Genomic DNA, 19,314 nt, shown 5'->3' on the forward strand with positions numbered 1-19,314 from the left:
TTGACGCACTTCGGGGCGTTGTGTTTTATAGTCCGTTTCTTCTTATGTCATGTTCTCTTATTCGTTATGCTGCCCGTGATTCGGCGATCTGCTGAGCAATCCAGTTATCAATTTCTGCTTCGATAAAGGCCACTGAGCGAGGCCCGATTTTAACTTGCTGTGGAAATGTTCCGTCGCTAATCAGTTTGTAGATCCACGCTTTGCTGTAACCCGTTCTGCGTTGCACTTCCGGCAGACGGATCATGCTGGTTTTCAATGCTGCCATTGTCATGTTTTATTCTCCTGTTACCGAGTCCTTGAGCGCTCATCGTGGACGTTGTTGGATGACAGGCGGATTATTGAAAAAAACAAGACATAATGAACAGCGTTAACTCTTTTTCTCCCGATGAGAATTAATTGTTAGGTTGCATTATCGGTTTTTTCGGTCGCGCAGCGGTTTGGCGAAGTCATAGGGCGTGATGAATTTTTCCCGGTTTGCGTCCAGATAATCCGCCCACCACTGCATCATCAGCCGCCGTTCATCCAAATGTTTAGACGTGTGGATATACGCTGCTCTAACGCTGTTTCGTTCGATATGGCTGAGCTGGAGCTCGATGGCGTCATCACTCCAAAGACCTGATTCCCCCATAGCCCCGCGTGCCATTGTGCGGAATCCGTGTCCACATATCTCGGTTTTAGTATCGTAGCCTATGTTGCGTAAAATTCTGTTAACCGTTGCTGCATCTATAACTTTCGTGGAATGGTGAGCGCTGAGGAACATCACATCACCGTGACCGCTCAGTTTGTGCAGGGTTTTGATAAGCCGAACCGCCTGATGGCTTAACGGCACGATGTGCTCAGTTTTCATTTTCATGCCCCGTTCAGAGAATTTAACGCCTTCAATGGCTTTTCTTGTGGCAGGAATTTTCCACACGGCATTTTCAAGATCGATTTCCTGCCAGCGGGCGAATCTTAATTCGCTGATGCGAACAAATGATAATAGTGTCAGCTCGACGGCTATTTTGAATATTAAGCGTCCACGGTAGGCGGATAAGCGTCTCAGGAAATCAGGTAAATCTTCGTGGGGCAGCGCCGGGCGGTGGTGACATTTTGCGGTAGTCAGTGCGCCGGCCATGTCGTTAGCGGGATTGAATTCCAGAATATCATTCTGGACGGCGTATCGCATAATTGCAGTGATACGTTGGCATAAACGTTGAGCGGTATCATGTTTGCCCTGTTCATCAATGGCTTTGACTGGAGCTAACAGTTGGCTGGTGCGTAATGTGGTAATGTCACGTGAGCCAATGCTGGGGAAAATATATTTTTCAAGGTTATGTAGTATTATCTGACGGTAATTTTCATCCCAGCGCTTATTACTGGCATGCCAAACACGGGCGACTTGTTCAAAGGTGTTCACTTTAGCCAGAGAAGACGTACTTTTTTTCTCTGCTTTAGGGTCAATGCCCTGAGCCATCAGCTTTTTAGCTTCATCGCGTTTAGCACGAGCTTCGGCTAATGACACGGCAGGGTAGACACCAAACGCCATCCGGTCTTCTTTTTTATCGGTGGGGCGATGGTACTTCATGCGCCAATATTTAGATCCGCGTGACGTGATCTCCAGATAGAGACCACCGCCATCGGCTAGCTTGTAAGTTTTTTCTTTGGGTTTTGCGGTTTCAACCTGTCGGGCGGTGAGTTTCATTATTAGAGCATCTCTGTAATCGAATAATAGTCATCATCAAATGGTAAATGCCCCAGATTATGCCCCTCGCTGCATATTGATTGCAACAGACTAAACGAGACGTAAAAATAAGAGATCACACTGATTTTGTTGTAGTTTATAAAAATTATTTTACTTAGCTAGACTTCACTGGAAGTGGAACTAGTTCCAATTGCAGGACAGCGAAAACGGTGAAATCATTTTACTGGATATTACGGCAGCTAAAACGGGGCCAACAACAGAGCCGGTACGGATTATTTATTCGGATGAAAAACATGCTACGTCAAAAGAAGAACCACAGCGTCAGCGCAAAGTCGAATTATCAGCGCCCGTTCCGGTCGCCTTAACCCGCTATACCGCGCAGCAACTGTATGCCCCGTTGCGTACTGTCGAGCCGGTGGCAGGCATCCAGCCGGTGAATCTGCATTTGGTCTCACCTATTACGACACTCTATCCATCAGAGCCGATTGCGATTACGCCGCTGGCAGGCTGGCGATCACACCCTCACACGGTCATCGCGCTGAAACTGCGCAATACGGCCAAACGCACTATCCCCCTCGACCCGCGAGCATTACAGGGGCAGTTTGTGGCCGCCACGTTCCAGCATCGCTGGCTGGGTGAAACGGGGTCACCGGAGGATACGACGGTATCGATCAAGGGCAAGGCAGGTCTTTTCTGTTTTACCAGAACGGTCGCGCGCCAGAGATTGTAGGTTGTCAGGTATCAGCAAGGGGAAGCCAATGAGTCGATTGATTAAAGAATTAAAATTTTTTGCCCGGCAAGGTGGCGGCAGTCATAAGACCTGCCATGACCGTATTCGGATCGCAGGACGTTTGGGCGCGTTGTTATTGAGTCTGAATATTCAGGTTAAAAACCTTAATAATTTGAAAGCTAAACATGTAGAACAGTATGTTAGTGCCCGTTTATCTCAGGGAATAGCCAAGCGCACTGTGCAAAATGAAATGGCTGCGCTGCGCAATATTTTCCGCATGGCAGGCCGGGAGAAACTCGAAACCTCGCCGCGTTTAAGCAATCAGGCATTGGGATTAGGCGGAACCAGCCGCGCCGGAACGAAACAGGCGATCCCTGATGCCACATTTCAGGTTGTTTATCAGAAAGCGCTTGAACGTGATGCCGGATTTGCCGTCACACTGAAACTCGCCCGCTTGCTGGGATTGCGTTCTCAGGAAGCGGTGCAATGCAGTGCTTCACTGAAAAGCTGGCGTAAACAATTAGAACAACCAGAACCAAAACTGCATGTTGTTTTCGGTACAAAAGGTGGCCGACCAAGACAAACCCGTGTATTGGATATTGCTGCGGTCAAAGTTGCTGTCGAGCAAGCGATTACTATCGCAGAACAACGTAACGGCAGATTGATTGATAAACCCGATCTCAAACAGGCCATGAACTACTGGCGGGCACAGACCACAAAGATTGGTTTAACCGGTTGCCATTCTCCCCCACAGTTTGCGCTATGCGTGGGCGCAGGATGCGCTGAGTTTTTATCAACAGAATGGTTTCAGCCGTCAGGAAGCACGGGCACTGGTTTCAATGAATTTGGGACATGGTGACGGCCGTGGGCGTTATGTTGAACGGGTTTATAACCGTTCAACTTAGTCGTCCGGTTATTGAGTTAGATAAAACAATCAGTTAAAGTATTTCCGCCATTAGCAAAATCTAGTGGTAAGGTTTCGCAGCCTTAAAGACACTCCACTGGTAGGATGTTTCTACCAGTGTGCCTGTTATCGCCTTTTCAATGGTGGTTCAGGTGGGGGAGACTTCGGTCTCGCCGGACGAGTGTCCCGGTACTGCGAACCCCGTCTGAATCGCCACCATCAATATTAATTAATGGAAGGGGTAGCAGGAATGAATAACGTTAGAAATGATTGGCATCAGGCCGATATTATCGCCGCATTACGTAAACGTGGTACAACCTTAGCAGCTCTCTCTCGTGAAGCCGGACTCAGTTCATCAACCTTAGCAAATGCACTCAGCAGGCAGTGGCCTAAAGGCGAATGGATCATCGCTAACTATCTCGAAATACATCCTTCTGAGATCTGGCCTAGTCGTTATTTTGATCAACGTGGTCAACTAATTGAACGTAAGGTTCGCAATAAGTCATAAAAATAGTCAGTCCTTCATTTAAAAATCACAGGGAAGATAGCCGTAGCGGGGTATCTTCTCACTCGCAGAAACAGTCATTACTATTTTCTCAATAACTCCTGATACAATACATTGCACCGCTTCATAGAGTTGGAACGGCTAGGGGACTAACCTGATTTTGATTGTGGAAGCGTCGGATCACAGGTCGAAAAAATACCAACAGAATAATAATATTGGTGGAGCTTCTTAGCACAAAGTAAGTTGTATAGGAGTTTGTATAAAATTTAAAACAGTATGAATATTTATATTTAATATCAATTAATTAAATAATTAATTCTATGCAGTACGCCAACATAGCATTAAAGTTGTGCTTATGGACACTGAACTTGATAAACTCAGCCATCTTTGCATAATTGCGCTCTCTTTGGGCAATCCCTAGGTATATAAAGTCCCGGATGCCTGAAAAAATGTCTTTAAAACTGACAGAAAGTACCATGATAAATAACGTAATTTCACCGGAATATAATGAAAATGGCAGGGCTTTGCGCCGTGTCCGCAGTTTTGTACGTCGGCAGGGCCGGTTAACGAGTCGTCAGCAGCAAGCACTTGATAATGTCTGGCCAAAGATGGGAGTGGACTATCAGGCAGAATTGTCTGATATGGAAGAAATCTTTGGCCGTGAAGCCCCTGTTGTGCTGGAAATCGGTTTTGGTATGGGGGCATCATTGGTCACAATGGCAAGCGAAAATCCAGATAAAAACTTTTGGGGAATCGAAGTTCATGCGCCGGGGGTTGGAGCGTGTTTGGCATCCGCAGAAGATGAAAATCTCAGTAATCTGCGAGTGATGTGCCATGATGCCATTGAAGTGCTGAATAATATGATCCCGGATCAGAGTCTGGCGATGGTTCAGCTTTTCTTCCCTGATCCATGGCATAAAGCACGTCATAATAAGCGTCGGATTGTGCAGCCTGAATTTGCTCAACTGATTAAAAGTAAACTGAAAATCGGCGGTGTCTTCCATATGGCCACCGACTGGCAGCCTTATGCAAAGCATATGCTGGAGGTGATGAGTATCGCAGAAGGGTATCGCAACTTATCGGAAAACAGTGATTATGTGCCACGTCCTGAGTCGCGCCCGGTCACAAAATTTGAGACACGTGGTCAGCGATTAGGCCATGGCGTATGGGATTTAATGTTTGAGAGGGTAAAATAATGGCTAAAAACCGTAGTCGTCGTCTGCGTAAAAAATTACGTATTGATGAATTTCAGGAATTGGGTTTTTCAGTAAAGTGGAGTTTTCCGGCTGATACCTCCGTTGAGGTTGTTGATAGCACGGTTGATGCCTTCATTGAAGAACTGATCGAGCCAAATGGCCTTGCTCTGGATGCCAGCGGTTATTTGCAATGGGAAGGCATTATCTGCCTGCAAAAAATCGGCAAATGTACGGCAGAACAGTGCCAGTTGGTTGAGAATTGGCTGAAAGATCGCGGTATGAAAGACGTTATCACATCTGAACTGTTTGATGTGTGGTGGGATTGATTCGCTGTTGCATAAGAAAAAGCGTATTACGTAAAAATAGCGCTGTATGCAGGGGCTCTTTGGGAGTCCCTGTTTGTCTGGAGAAAAAGTGGTGAAGGTAAGGTTCTCTAATTCGTTGTTGGCAGATATCTTAGAAGAAGTACGCCCTTTGATTGGTCAGGGAAAAGTAGCAGATTACATTCCTGCTCTGGCAGAAGTTCCGGCAAACAGTTTGGCAATGGCCATTTGTACGGTAGATGGGCAAATTTTTAAAGCGGGAGATGCAGAAAAACGCTTCTCCGTCCAATCCATTTCTAAAGTGTTGAGCTTAACATTAGCGATGACTCGTTATAAGGAAGAGGATATCTGGCAACGGGTGGGTACGGAACCTTCAGGACAACCGTTTAACTCATTGGTACAGTTGGAGTTGGAAAAGGGAATTCCCCGCAACCCTTTTATTAATGCGGGAGCCTTGATTATTTGCGATATGCTGCAATCCCGCTTGAGTGCGCCTAAACATCGAATGCTGGAGTTTGTCCGTAGCCTCACTGGGCAAAAAAATATTTCCTATGATGATATCGTTGCCCGTTCAGAAATGGAGCATTCAAGCCGCAATGCTGCGATAGCTTACCTGATGAAATCATTCGGTAACTTTGAGAATGATGTCATTACTGTTCTGCAAACATACTTTCAATACTGCGCTTTAAAAATGAATTGTGTTGAATTGGCTCAATGTTTTATTTATTTAGCCAATAAGGGACGAATGATGGGTTCCGGCCAACAAATTTTAAGTCTTCGACAAACTCGCCAGATTAACGCGCTTATGTTGACATGTGGTATGTACGATGGTTCTGGTGAGTTTGCTTTCAGGATCGGTATGCCAGGGAAATCGGGGGTTGGTGGCGGTATTATCTGTGTGGTTCCGGGAGAGTTTACGGTTGCGGTGTGGTCGCCTGAACTGGATAAATCCGGTAACTCATTGGCAGGTTGTGCGGCACTGGAAAAATTAGCCGGGCGTATAGGACGCTCTATTTTTTAACCTTTCAGTGTTTTAACCTTAGAAATCAGGAGAACGTATGTTACGCAGGATCACGATTGCGGCATCATTGTTATTTGTGTCCCAGGCCATGGTTACTCAGGCACAGGCAAGTTCTGAATGTCATGCGACGCTTAATGATGACATTATTGTCACACCAAATTCTGTCCAGATTACAGGGGCGAATGGAAACTTAAAGATATTGCCTGATGGTTCCATAACCAGAGACGGCAAGGTGTTATCGCTGAATATAGAACAACGTAGCAAAGCCCTGCAATATCAACAGACGATCCGTCAGAATTTGCCCTGGGTTAAGCAAGAAGCGCTAAGTCATTTGACAAATGCACGGCAGTCACTGGACAAAGTGGTAGTCGAAACGATGGGCAAGGAAAGTAATATTCGTAACCGTTTGTCTCAATTGGAATCAGGTCTCAGTAAACAAGTTGATAAAGTGATTGAAACCCGTGCGAATGGTTTTGCTTTTAATGCTCAGGCAGTCAAACAGGTAGAACCTGAAGGCCGAAAACTGATTGAACAGAGCCTTGGTGGTATTTTGCAAGATAGCATTAACGAAATGAGCCGTAAAAATAGCGAGCAGAATGGTGACGGCAAACAAATGCTAATATCTCTTCTTGGCGGGTTAGGCGGCATGCAAAATGGTTTTGATGCAGAATGGAAAAAACAGGAACAAGAATTAAAACGTTTAAAAGCGGAAGTGTGTAGCAAAGCCAGTCAATTAGAACAACAGCGCATTAGTCTTATAAATGCGATTAAGTGAAATAGGCTGCTTACCTTCAAAGCAAATAAGAATCAATATGAAATTGATTCTTATTTTATTGACATATTAACGCTGCCACCTAGAATGCAAGTCACCTCTTATTAATAGGCTTAATTTAGGTGTAACTAATGAAAAAAATCCTGCCCATTATTATTGCATCACTGCTTTCTGCTACCAGTTACTCTGCATTCAGTCAGTCACCAGAATTATTTACGCCAAATTCAGTGACCGCTCAGTCTGGTGATTACGTCACGGTAAAACATCTTTCCGGTGAAATTCAGATTAAAAAGAATCCCAAACGGGTGGTTTTGTTCGATTTTGGAACGTACGATTCGATGGTGAAACTGGGATTGTCTGATCGGGTGATTGCATTACCCATTAATAATTTACCTGAATATGTGCGTAATGGTGTGCCTGCAACTATGCACAATGCCGGGGGAATGAAAGAGCCAAATTTGGAAGAATTAGCGGAAATCAAACCAGATTTGATTGTTATTACTGGTCGTCAAGGTGCTTTCTATGAAAGTCTGTCACAAATAGCACCCACCATTAATTTAAGTATGGATAATAAAAATTATCAGTCATCCGTTGGTAGTAATCTCACATTGTTGGGTGAACTATTTAATAAGCAGGATACTGTGAAAGCCCAATTTGCTGATTTGGAAAAAACGATTGTAGCCGCTCAGGAAAAAGCGAAAGTAGCGAACAAAAAAGTATTAGTATTACTGCATAATGCGGGTGAATTATACCCTAATAATCAGGCTGTTGTTTATAATGTGATGAAAGCACCTCGTGCTGTATTGCCGGCTAAATCGGACAAAGACAAAAGCCGGGCTGTGACGGCGGATATGATTGCACAAGCTAACCCTGATGTGATTTTTATTATCGACCGGAGTGAAGCCATTGGCGCAGGTAAGTTAGAAAAAGCGCAGTTTGAAAATGATCAAGTCAAATCAACGCATGCCTATAAAAACGGCAAGATAGTGTACTTACAGCCTGATCTCTGGTACTTGTCTGGTGGGGGTTTGGATAGCATGACGCGACAAATCAATGCCGTTGCTAATGCATTGTAAATTCGTAAATTAAAATTCTTTTCCTTTGGCTTTACCCTGAGGTCTGCATAGTCAGATTTCGGGGTAGTTTTATTATTTGTTAAGCCATCAGAGAAAGAGATCCTGCCGACATCGCTTCGTGACTCACTTATTATTCCTAAATTGTTATTGTTCCTAAATTGAAACAATCAAGTTAAATCATGACTCAGCCTTGCGGCACAGAAAATCTGCGTTAGGATATTTCAAAAGGCATCCAATGGGGAACATAAGCATGATTATTAGTTCAACTGAATTTAAGAATAATGATTTCTTGAAAAAAGAGCATGAATTTAATCAATTTGATGGCAATGGTGATAACCGTTCCCCCGAAATTTTCTGGGCGGACGCACCAGCCGGAACCCAAAGTTTTGCGATAACTGTCTATGATCCTGATGCACCAACAGGTAGTGGCTTCTGGCATTGGGTCGCTTTCGATATTCCCGTTGAAACACAATCCTTACCTGCAAATGCCGGGCAAAGTGATGGCAGCCAATTACCAATCGGTACAATTCAGAGCAGGAATGATTATGGTCTGTCTGGTTTCGGTGGTTGTTGCCCGCCTGTGGGGGATAAAGCCCATCGCTATATTTTTACTGTACATGCCTTATCGGTAGAAATACTACCGGGAGTTGATGCTGAAACAACCAATGCCGTTGCGCGTTTTATGATCCAAGCCAATACCTTGGCAACAGCTTCGATTACCGGCTACTACCAGCGCTAACCGATTAATAATTCTTCCGTTTCCAGTAAGGGGTATCAATATGAGCAGCAAAAAAATTCAATGGAACTATGGGTTACAGCCGGAAGCGGTAGAGATCCTTTCTAATACCGGCGGTATGATCGTCTGCCCAACTAAAGTTGGCTACATTATCATGACATCTGACGCACAAGGTCTGGAGCGTAAATTTGAAGCTAAACAGCGTAATCGTAACAAGCCCGGTGTGGTTTTATGTGGTTCTTTGGAACAGTTGAAAGAGCTGGCTCAACTTAACGCGGAAATTGAAGAACTGTATCAAAGACATTGGAATGAAGACGTACTGTTAGGTTGTATTTTGCCGTGGAAAGAAGAAGCGATAGCCCGTATCCCGGATGATGGTTCTAAAGAACTGATGATGGATCAGCGTGGTACGAGCTGTTTCGTGATTAAATTTGGCAAGCCCGGCGAAATTCTGGCGAAAGAACTGTGGGATAAATATGGCAAATTCTCTTTTGCCAGTTCAGCTAACCCATCGGGTAAGGGGAATCGTGGACTGGTTGAGTGTATCGGTGAGAGGATAGAAGAGCGGGCCGATCTGATTATCTGTGCTAATGACTATGTCAAATCTATCCAGCAAAATGAAACTGAGCAAACCCGTTATGAACAAGGCGTTATGGTTTCAATGGTCGATGACGATGGTCAATTAGTTCCGCTGCAACAAGGGCAACGCGATATTACCCCGTGTCCGGTATTAATCCGCAAGGGATTGGATGTACATAAAATCATGGCGATGATGTCTGATATTTTCACGACTTGGGATTATCGTCACGGCAATTACTATTAATTATTGTTGATTAATACTTCTTACAGAGAATATCTTTGGCGGGTGCAGTTGTACCCGCATTAATATCCGTAGCTACGCTTTTTTTCCGTTCTCCAAATCTTGCCTTAGCTTACGTTGTAAAGAGTTTGCAAACTGTTGTACCCGCGAAGATAGCGTATCTTCTGATTTAAACAGTATCCATGCCTGATAAACATCCATATCCCATTCTGGGAGAAGCCGTACTAATTCCCCTTCTGCCACAGCTTCATGGGTAACATAGTCGGGTAGATAGGCAATGCCAGCCCCAGCCAGAGCGGAACGCATTAACGCCACACTGTTATTGATACGAAACCGACTACGTACTTCAATATCGAGCTTATTTCTTTCCTTACGGAATGGCAGGGAAATAGTATGTGCAGGGCCACGAAATAGCAGGTAATCGTAACGAGGAAGATCTTCGGGTTTCTCTATTGCGGAAAATTGGGTTATATAGTCTGGGGTCGCGTAAAGTCCCCACGTGATATCAATTAAAGGCATGACAAGTGGATATTGTGGCGTTTCACGCCTTATGATGATGGCAATATCGCATTGATCTTCTTCCATATTAATGGTTCGGTCGGTCAGTTCCAGATCAACGCTGATATGAATATTTCCGGCGATAAAGTGATTCAGGGCGGGTACAATACATTGGCTGCCAAAGGAGACTGGAGCAATCAAGCGTAAACTGCCCATCGGTTGTTCATGGAAATTACGGATAAAATGTTCAGCATTTTGGGCTTCGGTAAGGAGCCGGTGGCAGTATTGGTAATAACTCATCCCGACTTCTGTCACTTGAATTTTGCGCGTAGTGCGGTTGAGCAATTGGGTGCCTAACCTGACTTCCAATTGTGCAATCTCGCGGCTGACGGAAGATTTAGATAACTTTAACGATCGTGCTGCTTCAGTAAAACTCAGTGTCTCTACAACACGGGCAAAGACCACCATTGAGGTAAGATTCTCAATATTATTCATGTAATAACCTGATGATTTACGCGTGGGAACCACCCTATAACATATCACATAACCTATAGTGACGTGCCAAATTCAATGGATAAGAATTTCCCATTTTGTGAACAACTGTCCCATACTGGAAACAGTAAGCGATGCAATGGTATTTCCCTACGTTAAGGCGTTGTAATCTTGTTAGGATGACAATCTATTGAGTCTGTTTTTATCTTTCGGAGGGCAATGTGAGATGAGCCAAACTATGACACAAAAAATTCTTGCACGGGCAAGCGGGCGAGCACAAGTCACTCCGGGTGAAGTGGTTTGGGCAAAAGTGGATATTCTGATGTCTCACGATCCCTGCACACCAGGTGTAGCCAGCGTATTTAAAAAGGAGTTCGGGCAAGATGCAAAGATATGGGACCCTGAACGTTTTATTTTGATCCCGGACCATTTTGTCTATTCGGCTGACTCACAAGCTAACCAGAACATTCGGGTTATGCGTGAATTTGCTGCTGAACAGAACATAAAATATTTTTATGACGTTGGAACGCCCAAATATAAAGGTGTATGCCATATAGGGCTTGCAGAAGGAGGGCATATTCGCCCCGGAGAAGTGTTACTGGGTACAGACTCTCATACGGTGACCGCGGGTGCTTTTGGGGCATTTGCCATTGGGTTAGGTATTACTGACGCCGCTTATGCGTTAGGAACGGGAGAAATTCCGCTTAAGGTGCCAACAACCATTCGGATCAATTTTACCGGAACCAAGCCAGCCCATGTTTTGGCTAAGGACATGATCTTATCTGTATTGTCAGAGTTGACGGTTGATGGTGCGACCTATCAGGCCATAGAGTTTGGCGGTAACGTCATTGATGAGTTATCGGTAGAAGAACGCATGACAATTTGCAATATGGTTGTTGAGTGTGGGGCGAAAAACGGCATTATGGTGCCCAATCAGGCGACTTTGGATTATCTGGCAGAACGCAATCATCTCCCGTTTGACATTGTCTACCCTGACGAGGATGCACAATATAGCCGTGTGTTAAATATTGATGTTTCCACGATGCAACCAAAAATTGCCAAACCCCATTCGCCGGATAACGTCGTTTCTATTGATCAAGTCGCTAATGTCGCCATTTCTCAGGCATATATTGGCTCTTGTACGGGGGGCAAGTTGGCGGATTTTGTTGCAGCAGCGCGCGTTATCAAAGGGCATAAAGTCGCAATTCCGACTTATGCAGTCCCTGCAACAAAAGAAGTTTTCCATCAAACGATTACCACCCAAATCGATGGTGTTTCTGTCTATCAAATTTTAAGTGATGCAGGTGTGAAACTTTCCGCTGAATCAGGATGTGCAGCTTGTTGTGGTGGCCCGCCAGACACGTTTGGCCGTGTCAATGATCCCATATCAGTGATATCCACCACCAATCGTAACTTTGTCGGCAGAATGGGGCATAAACGTGCCAACATTTATCTGGCTTCCCCTTATTCTGTTGCTGCGGCAGCTATTACTGGTCAAATAACAAATCCTGAGGAGTTTTTATGAGTGAGTTAAAGGACAATATCATTCGGGGTGAGGTGTATGTCTTGACCGATAATATTGATACTGACCAGATCCTCTCAGCCGAATATCTCAAGGTCAACCCTTCCACTCCTGAAGGGTATGCCCAACTGGCTTCGCTGGCGATGTGTGGACTGCCGGAAGGTTCATTGCCTTTTATTGATGAAAATAAAGGAAAAGCGAAATATCCGATCATTGTGGCAGGGCAGAATTTTGGCTGTGGCTCTTCGCGTGAACATGCGGTTGCCGCATTAGGTGCTTCGGGTGTGAAAGCGGTTCTTGCCCAATCTTATGCCCGTATATTCTTCCGAAATTGTGTATCAACCGGACAGTTATTGCCTGTTGCAGCTCAAGAGCGCTTGTGTGAAAAATTAGTCACGGGAGACAGTATTGAGATTGATATTGAAAACCAGACAGTCATTCTGTTGAAAGAGGGTGAAAAATATCAAACCGATCCTATTGGTGAACTTGCTAATATTGTCTCTGCCGGAGGGTTATTTTCTTACGCTCGTGCGTCAGGCAGAATTAAATAATGTGAGAAAACTGCACCCCTTGAATTTTAAGGTGCAGTTTTTTCTTAAAGAAACAGCTCCAGTAAGGAATTCAGGAATAGTTTTCCGTGCTTAGTGATTTGCCAGTGTGTATCGCTTTCCGTGATATAACCCTTCGACAATGCTTCGTCAATTTGTGGGCGAATGGCACTTTCCGGTAAGCCAGTGAAATCCCTGAAATCCTGACGTGGCATCGATTCCAGCAAGCGGAAACGGTTCATGAAAAATTCAAATGGACGATCTTTATTATCCACCTGATTTTGTTGATCCAGATAACGCCCTTGCATATAACCGCGTGGATGTTTGGTTTTCACGGTACGGAGAATACGACCATCGGCAAACGAAATCTTACCATGTGCGCCACAACCAATCCCCAGATAATCACCGAAACGCCAGTAATTGAGATTATGCTGACATTGATAACCCGATTTGGCATAGGCCGAAGTCTCATATTGTTGATAACCTGCTTCCGTCAGTAATTGATGGCCTTGGGAAAAAATATCCCATAACGCATCATCATCCGGTAAAACCGGAGGGCGGGAGCCAAAACGGGTATTGGGTTCAATCGTCAGTTGATACCAGGACAGGTGGGGGGGAGATAGCTCAATAGCCTGACGCAAATCATTCAGTGCTTCATGGAGTGTCTGGTTGGGCAAGCCATGCATCAAATCCAGATTAAAACTGCGTAATCCAAGCCCGTCAGCCAATTGTGCTGCTCGTCTGGCCTCTTCCGGGCCATGAATACGCCCTAAACGGATAAGTTTATCTGAACCGAAACTTTGTACGCCGATGGAGATGCGATTAATCCCTGCCTGCTGATAAGCACTGAAACGATCGGCTTCAACGGTTCCCGGATTGGCTTCCATCGTAATCTCTGCTTGCGGCGAAAGTGCCAGTGAAGCCCTGACGCCATCAAGCAATCGCTGCATACCTTCGGCGCTTAACAGGCTAGGGGTTCCCCCACCGATAAAAATCGTTGATACCTCACGATCACCAATCATTGGCAGATCCGCCTGTAAATCTGCCAATAGATGTTCGACATATTCTTGATGCGGCACATCCCCTTTTAAGGCATGTGAATTAAAGTCACAATAAGGGCATTTTTGCACGCACCACGGAATATGAATATAAAGACTCAGAGGTGGCAACTTAAGCATTACGCATGGCTTCCAACAACATTGCTAATGCTTTCCCACGGTGTGAAACGGCATTTTTTTGCTCACGGGTTAGCCCGGCTGCTGTACAGTCAAATTCAGGCGCATAAAAAACGGGATCATAACCAAATCCGCCGTTTCCGGCCGGTTCACGGGTAATCATGCCTGACCAGCGACCATGAAATACCAGAGGAGTCGGATCTTCTGCATGGCGTAAGAAGACCAGCACACAATTGAATTGAGCCTGACGCTGTTCGTCAGGAACATCGTGCATAACTTGCAATAATTTTTCCAGATTCTCCTGATCAGAGGCATTACTGCCCGCATAGCGAGCGGAATAAATACCTGGCGCACCCCCTAATGCGTCAACCGATAACCCTGAATCGTCTGCAATTGCAGGTAACCCCGTCACAGCGGCGGCATGGCGCGCTTTAATGATGGCGTTTTCAATAAAAGTGAGACCTGTTTCATCGGCTGGGTCCACACCTGATTCAGTTTGCGCCACGATATCTAAGCCAAAATCAGCTAATAAATCAGCCAATTCGCGTACCTTACCTGTATTTCCCGTGGCGAGAACAACTTTTTTCATTGCCATTTATTTAATTAACCTGTGTATCCCATTAATTTATTTAATTAACCTGCAAATATTGAAGCCAGCCATGCCATCACATCGGAACGCAGGGCATTCAGTGCGTAGAGAATGAGAATGACAATCATGGCAGAGAAATCAAGACCGCCCATAGAAGGGATAATGCGGCGGATAGGTGCCATTAGTGGTTCAGTTAATTGAAGCAGGACATAGTCCACCGGGTTACGTCCCTGGCTGATCCAGCTTAATAACGCACGGGCGATCACTAACCAGAATACGAGCTTTCCGACAGCGGTCAGTAATTCAATCAATCCAAACAAAAATATGGCACCAGAAGGAATGAGAAATTGCCCTGTGGTTAACCATATAGGTAACAAGATCTTGATAAGAATCAGCAGATAAGAGAGAAGCACTGACGTGGTATCAATGGGACCAATGGCAGGAATGAATCTGCGTAATGGACGTACCACAGGTTGGGTAATTTTAACAATAAATTGTGAGAATGGATTATAAAAATCACAACGTGCCCACTGCATCCAGACACGCAGCAGTAAAACGGCGATATATAAATCCAGAACGGTGAAAAAGACGAAATTTAAGAATTGCATGTAGCAGCCCTGATTGAATTAAACCAATTGAATTAAAATAATTTTTCCATTTCCTGTGCCCGGCGGATGGCGCCTTGCATGGCATTGGACACAATTTCAGGCATCCTGCCTTCATAAAAAATGCGTAATGCTTCAGCCGTTGTACCGCCTTTAGATGTTACCTGCTCACGCAGGATAGCAAAAGGAAGATCTTTTTGCGTTTCAGCAAGTTTAGCTGAACCTATGGCTGCTTGCAGGACAAGTTCTCTGGCTGTTTCACTGTCAAATCCCAGACGTTCCGCTTCTTGTTGCATCGATTCCATGAACAGGAAGAAATAAGCAGGGGCACTGCCTGCGATGGCGATAATATCGTTGATACCGTTTTCATCATTGACCCAGCAGACTTTCCCGACACAGCTCATTAGCGATGCTGCAAAGTTGCGATCAGCCTGCCCGATATGCTCTGGTGCAAACAACCCACTCATCCCTTGCCCTACAAGTGAAGGGGTATTTGGCATGATGCGGATAATATTGAGGTTATCTTGCAAGAGCGTATAAAAACGAGGAACGGGAATACCAGCAGCAATAGAAATAACCAGTTTTCCATTGAAATCGACGTGTGAGTACAGTGATCCACAAACTTCTGCCATCATTTGCGGTTTAACTGCCAGAACGATGACACTGGCTTCTTGCGCGTAACGAATATTATCGCTCTGACTATTAATGCCATATTCTTTTACCAGCACATCACGGCGGGTGGTAGTTGGAGAACACACCGTGATGAGTTCAGCAGGATAACCTTTTCTGACTAACCCGGCAATGATGGCATGAGCCATATTTCCTGCGCCAATAAAGGTGATTTTACGATTTTCCATCAGATAATCTCGTCTATTAATCAGTTAATTTCAGGTATTGAATCAGGTGTTTTTCATTTTCTATATTAAGACTTGTACTGACGGACACCGAATATTGCCGTTCCAATCCGAACCAGTGTGGAACCACAAGTAATGGCGGCTTCCATATCATCCGTCATACCCATTGAGAGTGTATCAACGTGAGGATATTTCGCTTTTAGCCCAATAAATGCGTGTTCCATTTGGTGAAAAATGGCTATTTGGTGTTTAAAGTTATTTGCCGGTGCAGGTATTGCCATCAAGCCGCGCAATACCATATTAGGTAATCCATTAATAGTTGCAGCCAATTCGGTTAACTCTTCCAGTAAAATGCCAGATTTGCTCTCTTCTCCACTGATATTAATCTGGATCAGGATATTAAGAGGCGGCCTGTTTTCAGGACGTTGTTCGCTTAAACGTTGGGCAATTTTTGCCCTGTCAACGGTATGACACCAATCAAAATTTTCTGCCACCAGGCGACTCTTGTTAGATTGTAGTGGGCCAATAAAGTGCCATACTAAATCGTCACGGTTATTAAAGTGTTGGATCTTTTCAACCCCTTCCTGAACGTAATTCTCACCAAATTCTCGCTGGCCATTGGCTATAGCTTCTGCGATGGCATCCACAGGTTTGGTTTTACTGACTGCAAGCAAGGTAATTTCTTCTGGAGAACGTCCGCATTTTTGCGCTGCAAGTGTCATGCGGTTCCTGACATCGTGAAGATTTTGTTCGATATTGTTCATAGTTGACTCAGGAGATAAAAAAATGAATATGGAAAAATGGGTGTCCCTTAGTGTAAAGCATAATGCTTCCGATCTGCATCTTTGTGTCGGACAAGTTCCGGTTCTGCGTATCAATGGTGTGTTATACCCACAAAGACAATGTGAGGAAATTCAATCCAATACCCTTATAACGTGGAGTGAAGAAATATTATCGGATGCGCAGAAACAGCAGTTACATAAGCACGGTCATGTCGATTTTGTGGTAACGATGCCAGATAAACAGCGACTCAGGGGAAATCTGTTTTATCAACAATCTCATTTATCATTGGTATTGCGACTGATTGAGAATAAATGTCCGACATTAGAACAACTCTATGCGCCTGACATTATTCAGCATCTTATTTTGCAGGAGATAAGTGGATTGATATTAGTGACAGGCGCGACGGGAAGCGGTAAGTCAACGACGTTGTCAGCGATGATTAATGCTTTGAATAGCCATGTTTGTAAGCACATCATCATGCTGGAAGATCCCATAGAATTTGTTCACCAAAACCGAAATTGTTTGATACAGCAAAGACAGATGGGTAAAGATGTCACGGATTATCAAACCGCACTAAAAGGCGCATTACGCCAGGATCCTGATGTGATCCTACTGGGAGAATTACGGGATAAGGAGGCGATCAGGTTAGCTCTGACAGCGGCTGAAACGGGGCATTTGGTTTTGTCGACGCTGCATACCCGCGGTGCAATTCAGGCGATAGATCGCTTGGTGGATGTTTTTTGTGCAGAAGAAAAAGCGTGGATTTGCAGTCAGTTGGCCGGAAGCTTAAAGGCAGTAATTTCTCAGCAACTGCTGCCTGCTAAAGAGGGGGGGCAGGGTGGCTATTTATGAAGTTTTAGTCATTAATCAGGCTGTTAGTCATTTGATAAGGGAAGGCAAGAATCATCAAATAGCATCATTAATGCAGACAGGGGCAAATTGTGGTATGCAAACTTACGAGCAAAGCCGACAACAACGTAATTCGTTGGGGTTGCTGGGATAAACCGTTTGCAGTAACAGCCATGCCTGATGCTCAGTATGGCTATTACGGACAGGGTTATTATAAGTATTGGTATCACTGATATTGCTGTTCAAACCAGCTTTCCAGAATAATAACCGCAGAAGTGGCATCAACCTTACTTTTATTCAGTGCCTTGTAGCCACCGTGATCAAACAGGTGAGAGCGTGCTTCCACGGTGGTCAATCGTTCATCGTGCAGTTCAACTTGTACTCCGAAGCGCCCATGTATGCGGTTGGCGAATTTACGCGCCTGCGCGGTGACAAGTTGCTCTGTACCATCCATATTGAGTGGCAGGCCAACAATAACCAGATCGGGCAGCCACTCTTTAAGTAGTTTCCCAATAAGTTCCCAATTGGGAGAACCTTCGTTAGCTTTGAAAGAGGTCAATGCCCTGGCTGTACCTGTAATTTCTTGCCCGATGGCAGCGCCAATGCTGCGAGTTCCAAAATCAAAAGCAATGATTGTCCGGTTTTTCATCAGGCGTGTCCTGCTTGTGATGAGAGATTATGAATATTAACCCCCAGCAAAGAAGCCGCTTCACGCCAGCGGGTAGTGATAGGGGTATCAAAAATGATGGAAGATTCAGCGCTGACAGTAAGCCAACTGTTTTCCATAATTTCCCTTTCCAACTGACCCGTTTCCCAGCTTGAATATCCAAGGGTCATCAAAATATTTTTTGGTTGGCGCGATGTGCCCAGAGCTTCCAACATATCTTTGGATGTCGTGACCATAGTGTGTTCAGAGATCTGAATACTGGAGCTGAAACCGGATTGCGGCGTATGCAAAATAAAACCGTGCTCTTCAGACAGAGGGCCACCCGCCATCACTGGCCGATTGAGATTGATCGCACTCTCCCTATCCTTAGGGGTGATATCTAATTTTTGTAAGATACTCTGGATAGAAACGCTGGCTATTGGCTTATTGATAATTAAACCCATTGCCCCGTTTTGATCATGTTCGCAGATATAAACCACAGAACGATTGAAATAAGGATCAGAGAGCGAAGGCATGGCAATAAGAAAATGATGCTGTAGATTCATGTGTTTTCTGATAATTATTTTGGCAATGTAAGAATGACTGGCCCACAGAATGGGGGAAAAATATAACCCTTTATACAAGGGCTATACTTATTTTTCAATGAATTAAAACATTATCGGGACGCTATAAACCCCTTTTTTCATCCACGAGTGTGGATGGAATGTGGATGCTTCCTTTTAGTGGATTGAATTTTATAGCATCCTGCAAATAGTCAGGTGCAAAGTGGGCGCATACCATAGTTTGCTGAATGCTGGCATGCCCCATGATTTTCTGTAGAGTCAGTATATTTCCTCCATTCATCATAAAATGAGCGGAAAATGTGTGACGCAGGACGTGTACGGCTTGTCCACGGGGTAAGTCTGTGTAGTGATGTGATGGACGTCCCCTTTTTCAGCAGCAAATAGTGCCATCTTTTTTTCCGATGC

General features: G+C 44.7%; 20 protein-coding genes and 4 pseudogenes. 13 read left to right on the plus strand and 11 right to left on the minus strand.

Features of this window, described 5'->3' with window-relative positions:
- Positions 1 to 64 precede the first annotated feature (64 nt).
- Together AAY47_RS14475 and AAY47_RS14480 are read right to left on the minus strand one after the other, a co-directional pair.
- A complete protein-coding gene (locus AAY47_RS14475; protein WP_047770844.1) occupies positions 65 to 271 on the minus strand; it encodes a helix-turn-helix transcriptional regulator in 207 nt (68 codons plus the stop codon).
- 138 nt (positions 272 to 409) lie between these two features.
- Positions 410 to 1,681, minus strand: a complete 1,272-nt coding sequence (locus tag AAY47_RS14480; protein WP_047770845.1) for a tyrosine-type recombinase/integrase — start codon at positions 1,679 to 1,681, stop codon at positions 410 to 412.
- A 187-nt stretch (positions 1,682 to 1,868) separates the two neighbouring features.
- On the opposite strand from AAY47_RS14480, the pseudogene AAY47_RS14485 reads away from it, so the two are divergent.
- From AAY47_RS14485 to AAY47_RS14530, 10 genes and pseudogenes are all read left to right on the plus strand, one after another.
- A pseudogene (locus AAY47_RS14485) lies at positions 1,869 to 2,411 on the plus strand (TIGR03749 family integrating conjugative element protein); the annotation flags it as partial.
- A gap of 28 nt (positions 2,412 to 2,439) precedes the next feature.
- A pseudogene (locus tag AAY47_RS14490) lies at positions 2,440 to 3,316 on the plus strand (integrase domain-containing protein).
- 249 nt (positions 3,317 to 3,565) lie between these two features.
- Entirely contained in the window at positions 3,566 to 3,823 is a 258-nt protein-coding gene (locus AAY47_RS14495) for a helix-turn-helix domain-containing protein (protein WP_047770846.1), read from the plus strand.
- A gap of 473 nt (positions 3,824 to 4,296) precedes the next feature.
- On the plus strand, positions 4,297 to 5,016 hold the full coding sequence (trmB, locus tag AAY47_RS14500) for a tRNA (guanosine(46)-N7)-methyltransferase TrmB (protein WP_047770864.1): 720 nt from the start codon (positions 4,297 to 4,299) through the stop codon (positions 5,014 to 5,016).
- The gene (locus AAY47_RS14505; protein ID WP_047770847.1) at positions 5,016 to 5,342 is read left to right on the plus strand and encodes a YggL family protein; all 327 of its coding nucleotides are present in this window, start codon (positions 5,016 to 5,018) and stop codon (positions 5,340 to 5,342) included. Before trmB ends, AAY47_RS14505 begins: the two co-directional genes overlap by 1 nt.
- A gap of 91 nt (positions 5,343 to 5,433) precedes the next feature.
- Positions 5,434 to 6,360 carry a glutaminase B gene (gene glsB / locus AAY47_RS14510; RefSeq protein ID WP_369813297.1) on the plus strand — a complete coding sequence of 309 codons (927 nt, stop codon included), beginning with the start codon at positions 5,434 to 5,436 and terminating at the stop codon, positions 6,358 to 6,360.
- A 37-nt stretch (positions 6,361 to 6,397) separates the two neighbouring features.
- Positions 6,398 to 7,135: a DUF2884 family protein gene (locus tag AAY47_RS14515; protein ID WP_047770849.1), complete on the plus strand. Its 738-nt coding sequence runs from the start codon at positions 6,398 to 6,400 to the stop codon at positions 7,133 to 7,135.
- 128 nt (positions 7,136 to 7,263) lie between these two features.
- The gene (locus tag AAY47_RS14520; RefSeq protein WP_047770850.1) at positions 7,264 to 8,208 is read left to right on the plus strand and encodes a siderophore ABC transporter substrate-binding protein; all 945 of its coding nucleotides are present in this window, start codon (positions 7,264 to 7,266) and stop codon (positions 8,206 to 8,208) included.
- Positions 8,209 to 8,458: 250 nt separating this feature from the next.
- Positions 8,459 to 8,947, plus strand: a complete 489-nt coding sequence (locus tag AAY47_RS14525; RefSeq protein ID WP_047770851.1) for a YbhB/YbcL family Raf kinase inhibitor-like protein — start codon at positions 8,459 to 8,461, stop codon at positions 8,945 to 8,947.
- Positions 8,948 to 8,987: 40 nt separating this feature from the next.
- Positions 8,988 to 9,767: an L-threonylcarbamoyladenylate synthase gene (locus AAY47_RS14530; RefSeq protein WP_047770852.1), complete on the plus strand. Its 780-nt coding sequence runs from the start codon at positions 8,988 to 8,990 to the stop codon at positions 9,765 to 9,767.
- Positions 9,768 to 9,839: 72 nt separating this feature from the next.
- Here AAY47_RS14530 and AAY47_RS14535 read toward each other — a convergent pair whose 3' ends face one another.
- The gene (locus tag AAY47_RS14535; protein WP_047770853.1) at positions 9,840 to 10,757 is read right to left on the minus strand and encodes a LysR family transcriptional regulator; all 918 of its coding nucleotides are present in this window, start codon (positions 10,755 to 10,757) and stop codon (positions 9,840 to 9,842) included.
- Positions 10,758 to 10,980: 223 nt separating this feature from the next.
- Here AAY47_RS14535 and AAY47_RS14540 point away from each other — a divergent pair, with 223 nt between their 5' ends.
- Both AAY47_RS14540 and AAY47_RS14545 read left to right on the plus strand, forming a co-directional pair.
- Positions 10,981 to 12,279 carry a 3-isopropylmalate dehydratase large subunit gene (locus tag AAY47_RS14540; RefSeq protein WP_047770854.1) on the plus strand — a complete coding sequence of 433 codons (1,299 nt, stop codon included), beginning with the start codon at positions 10,981 to 10,983 and terminating at the stop codon, positions 12,277 to 12,279.
- Complete coding sequence (locus tag AAY47_RS14545) at positions 12,276 to 12,827, plus strand: 3-isopropylmalate dehydratase (RefSeq protein ID WP_047770855.1); 552 nt, start codon at positions 12,276 to 12,278, stop codon at positions 12,825 to 12,827. Before AAY47_RS14540 ends, AAY47_RS14545 begins: the two co-directional genes overlap by 4 nt.
- Positions 12,828 to 12,871: 44 nt before the next feature.
- On the opposite strand, the gene hemW is transcribed toward AAY47_RS14545, so the two are convergent.
- The 5 genes from hemW to AAY47_RS14570 all read right to left on the minus strand — a co-directional run bounded on the left by hemW (position 12,872) and on the right by AAY47_RS14570 (position 16,811).
- A complete protein-coding gene (hemW, locus tag AAY47_RS14550; RefSeq protein WP_047770856.1) occupies positions 12,872 to 14,002 on the minus strand; it encodes a radical SAM family heme chaperone HemW in 1,131 nt (376 codons plus the stop codon).
- Positions 13,995 to 14,588: an XTP/dITP diphosphatase gene (locus tag AAY47_RS14555; protein ID WP_047770865.1), complete on the minus strand. Its 594-nt coding sequence runs from the start codon at positions 14,586 to 14,588 to the stop codon at positions 13,995 to 13,997. The genes hemW and AAY47_RS14555 overlap by 8 nt, the downstream gene beginning before the upstream one ends.
- A 44-nt stretch (positions 14,589 to 14,632) precedes the next feature.
- Complete coding sequence (locus AAY47_RS14560) at positions 14,633 to 15,196, minus strand: YggT family protein (protein WP_047770857.1); 564 nt, start codon at positions 15,194 to 15,196, stop codon at positions 14,633 to 14,635.
- A 32-nt stretch (positions 15,197 to 15,228) separates the two neighbouring features.
- Positions 15,229 to 16,050: a pyrroline-5-carboxylate reductase gene (gene proC, locus AAY47_RS14565; protein ID WP_047770858.1), complete on the minus strand. Its 822-nt coding sequence runs from the start codon at positions 16,048 to 16,050 to the stop codon at positions 15,229 to 15,231.
- A 65-nt stretch (positions 16,051 to 16,115) separates the two neighbouring features.
- Entirely contained in the window at positions 16,116 to 16,811 is a 696-nt protein-coding gene (locus tag AAY47_RS14570; RefSeq protein ID WP_047770859.1) for a YggS family pyridoxal phosphate-dependent enzyme, read from the minus strand.
- 22 nt (positions 16,812 to 16,833) lie between these two features.
- Between AAY47_RS14570 and AAY47_RS14575 the strand changes: the two are divergent.
- A pseudogene (locus AAY47_RS14575) lies at positions 16,834 to 17,833 on the plus strand (type IV pilus twitching motility protein PilT).
- 72 nt (positions 17,834 to 17,905) lie between these two features.
- On the opposite strand, the gene ruvX reads toward AAY47_RS14575, so the two are convergent.
- The 3 genes and pseudogenes from ruvX to AAY47_RS23325 all read right to left on the minus strand — a co-directional run.
- Positions 17,906 to 18,328 carry a Holliday junction resolvase RuvX gene (gene ruvX, locus AAY47_RS14580; protein ID WP_047770860.1) on the minus strand — a complete coding sequence of 141 codons (423 nt, stop codon included), beginning with the start codon at positions 18,326 to 18,328 and terminating at the stop codon, positions 17,906 to 17,908.
- Positions 18,328 to 18,891, minus strand: a complete 564-nt coding sequence (locus tag AAY47_RS14585; RefSeq protein ID WP_047770866.1) for a YqgE/AlgH family protein — start codon at positions 18,889 to 18,891, stop codon at positions 18,328 to 18,330. The genes ruvX and AAY47_RS14585 overlap by 1 nt, the downstream gene beginning before the upstream one ends.
- 121 nt (positions 18,892 to 19,012) lie before the next feature.
- Positions 19,013 to 19,249, minus strand: a pseudogene (locus AAY47_RS23325) (tyrosine-type recombinase/integrase); the annotation flags it as partial.
- Positions 19,250 to 19,314: the final 65 nt, after the last annotated feature.

Origin of the sequence: Xenorhabdus griffiniae, from assembly GCF_001028135.1 — a bacterium.
GTDB lineage: Bacteria > Pseudomonadota > Gammaproteobacteria > Enterobacterales > Enterobacteriaceae > Xenorhabdus > Xenorhabdus bakwenae.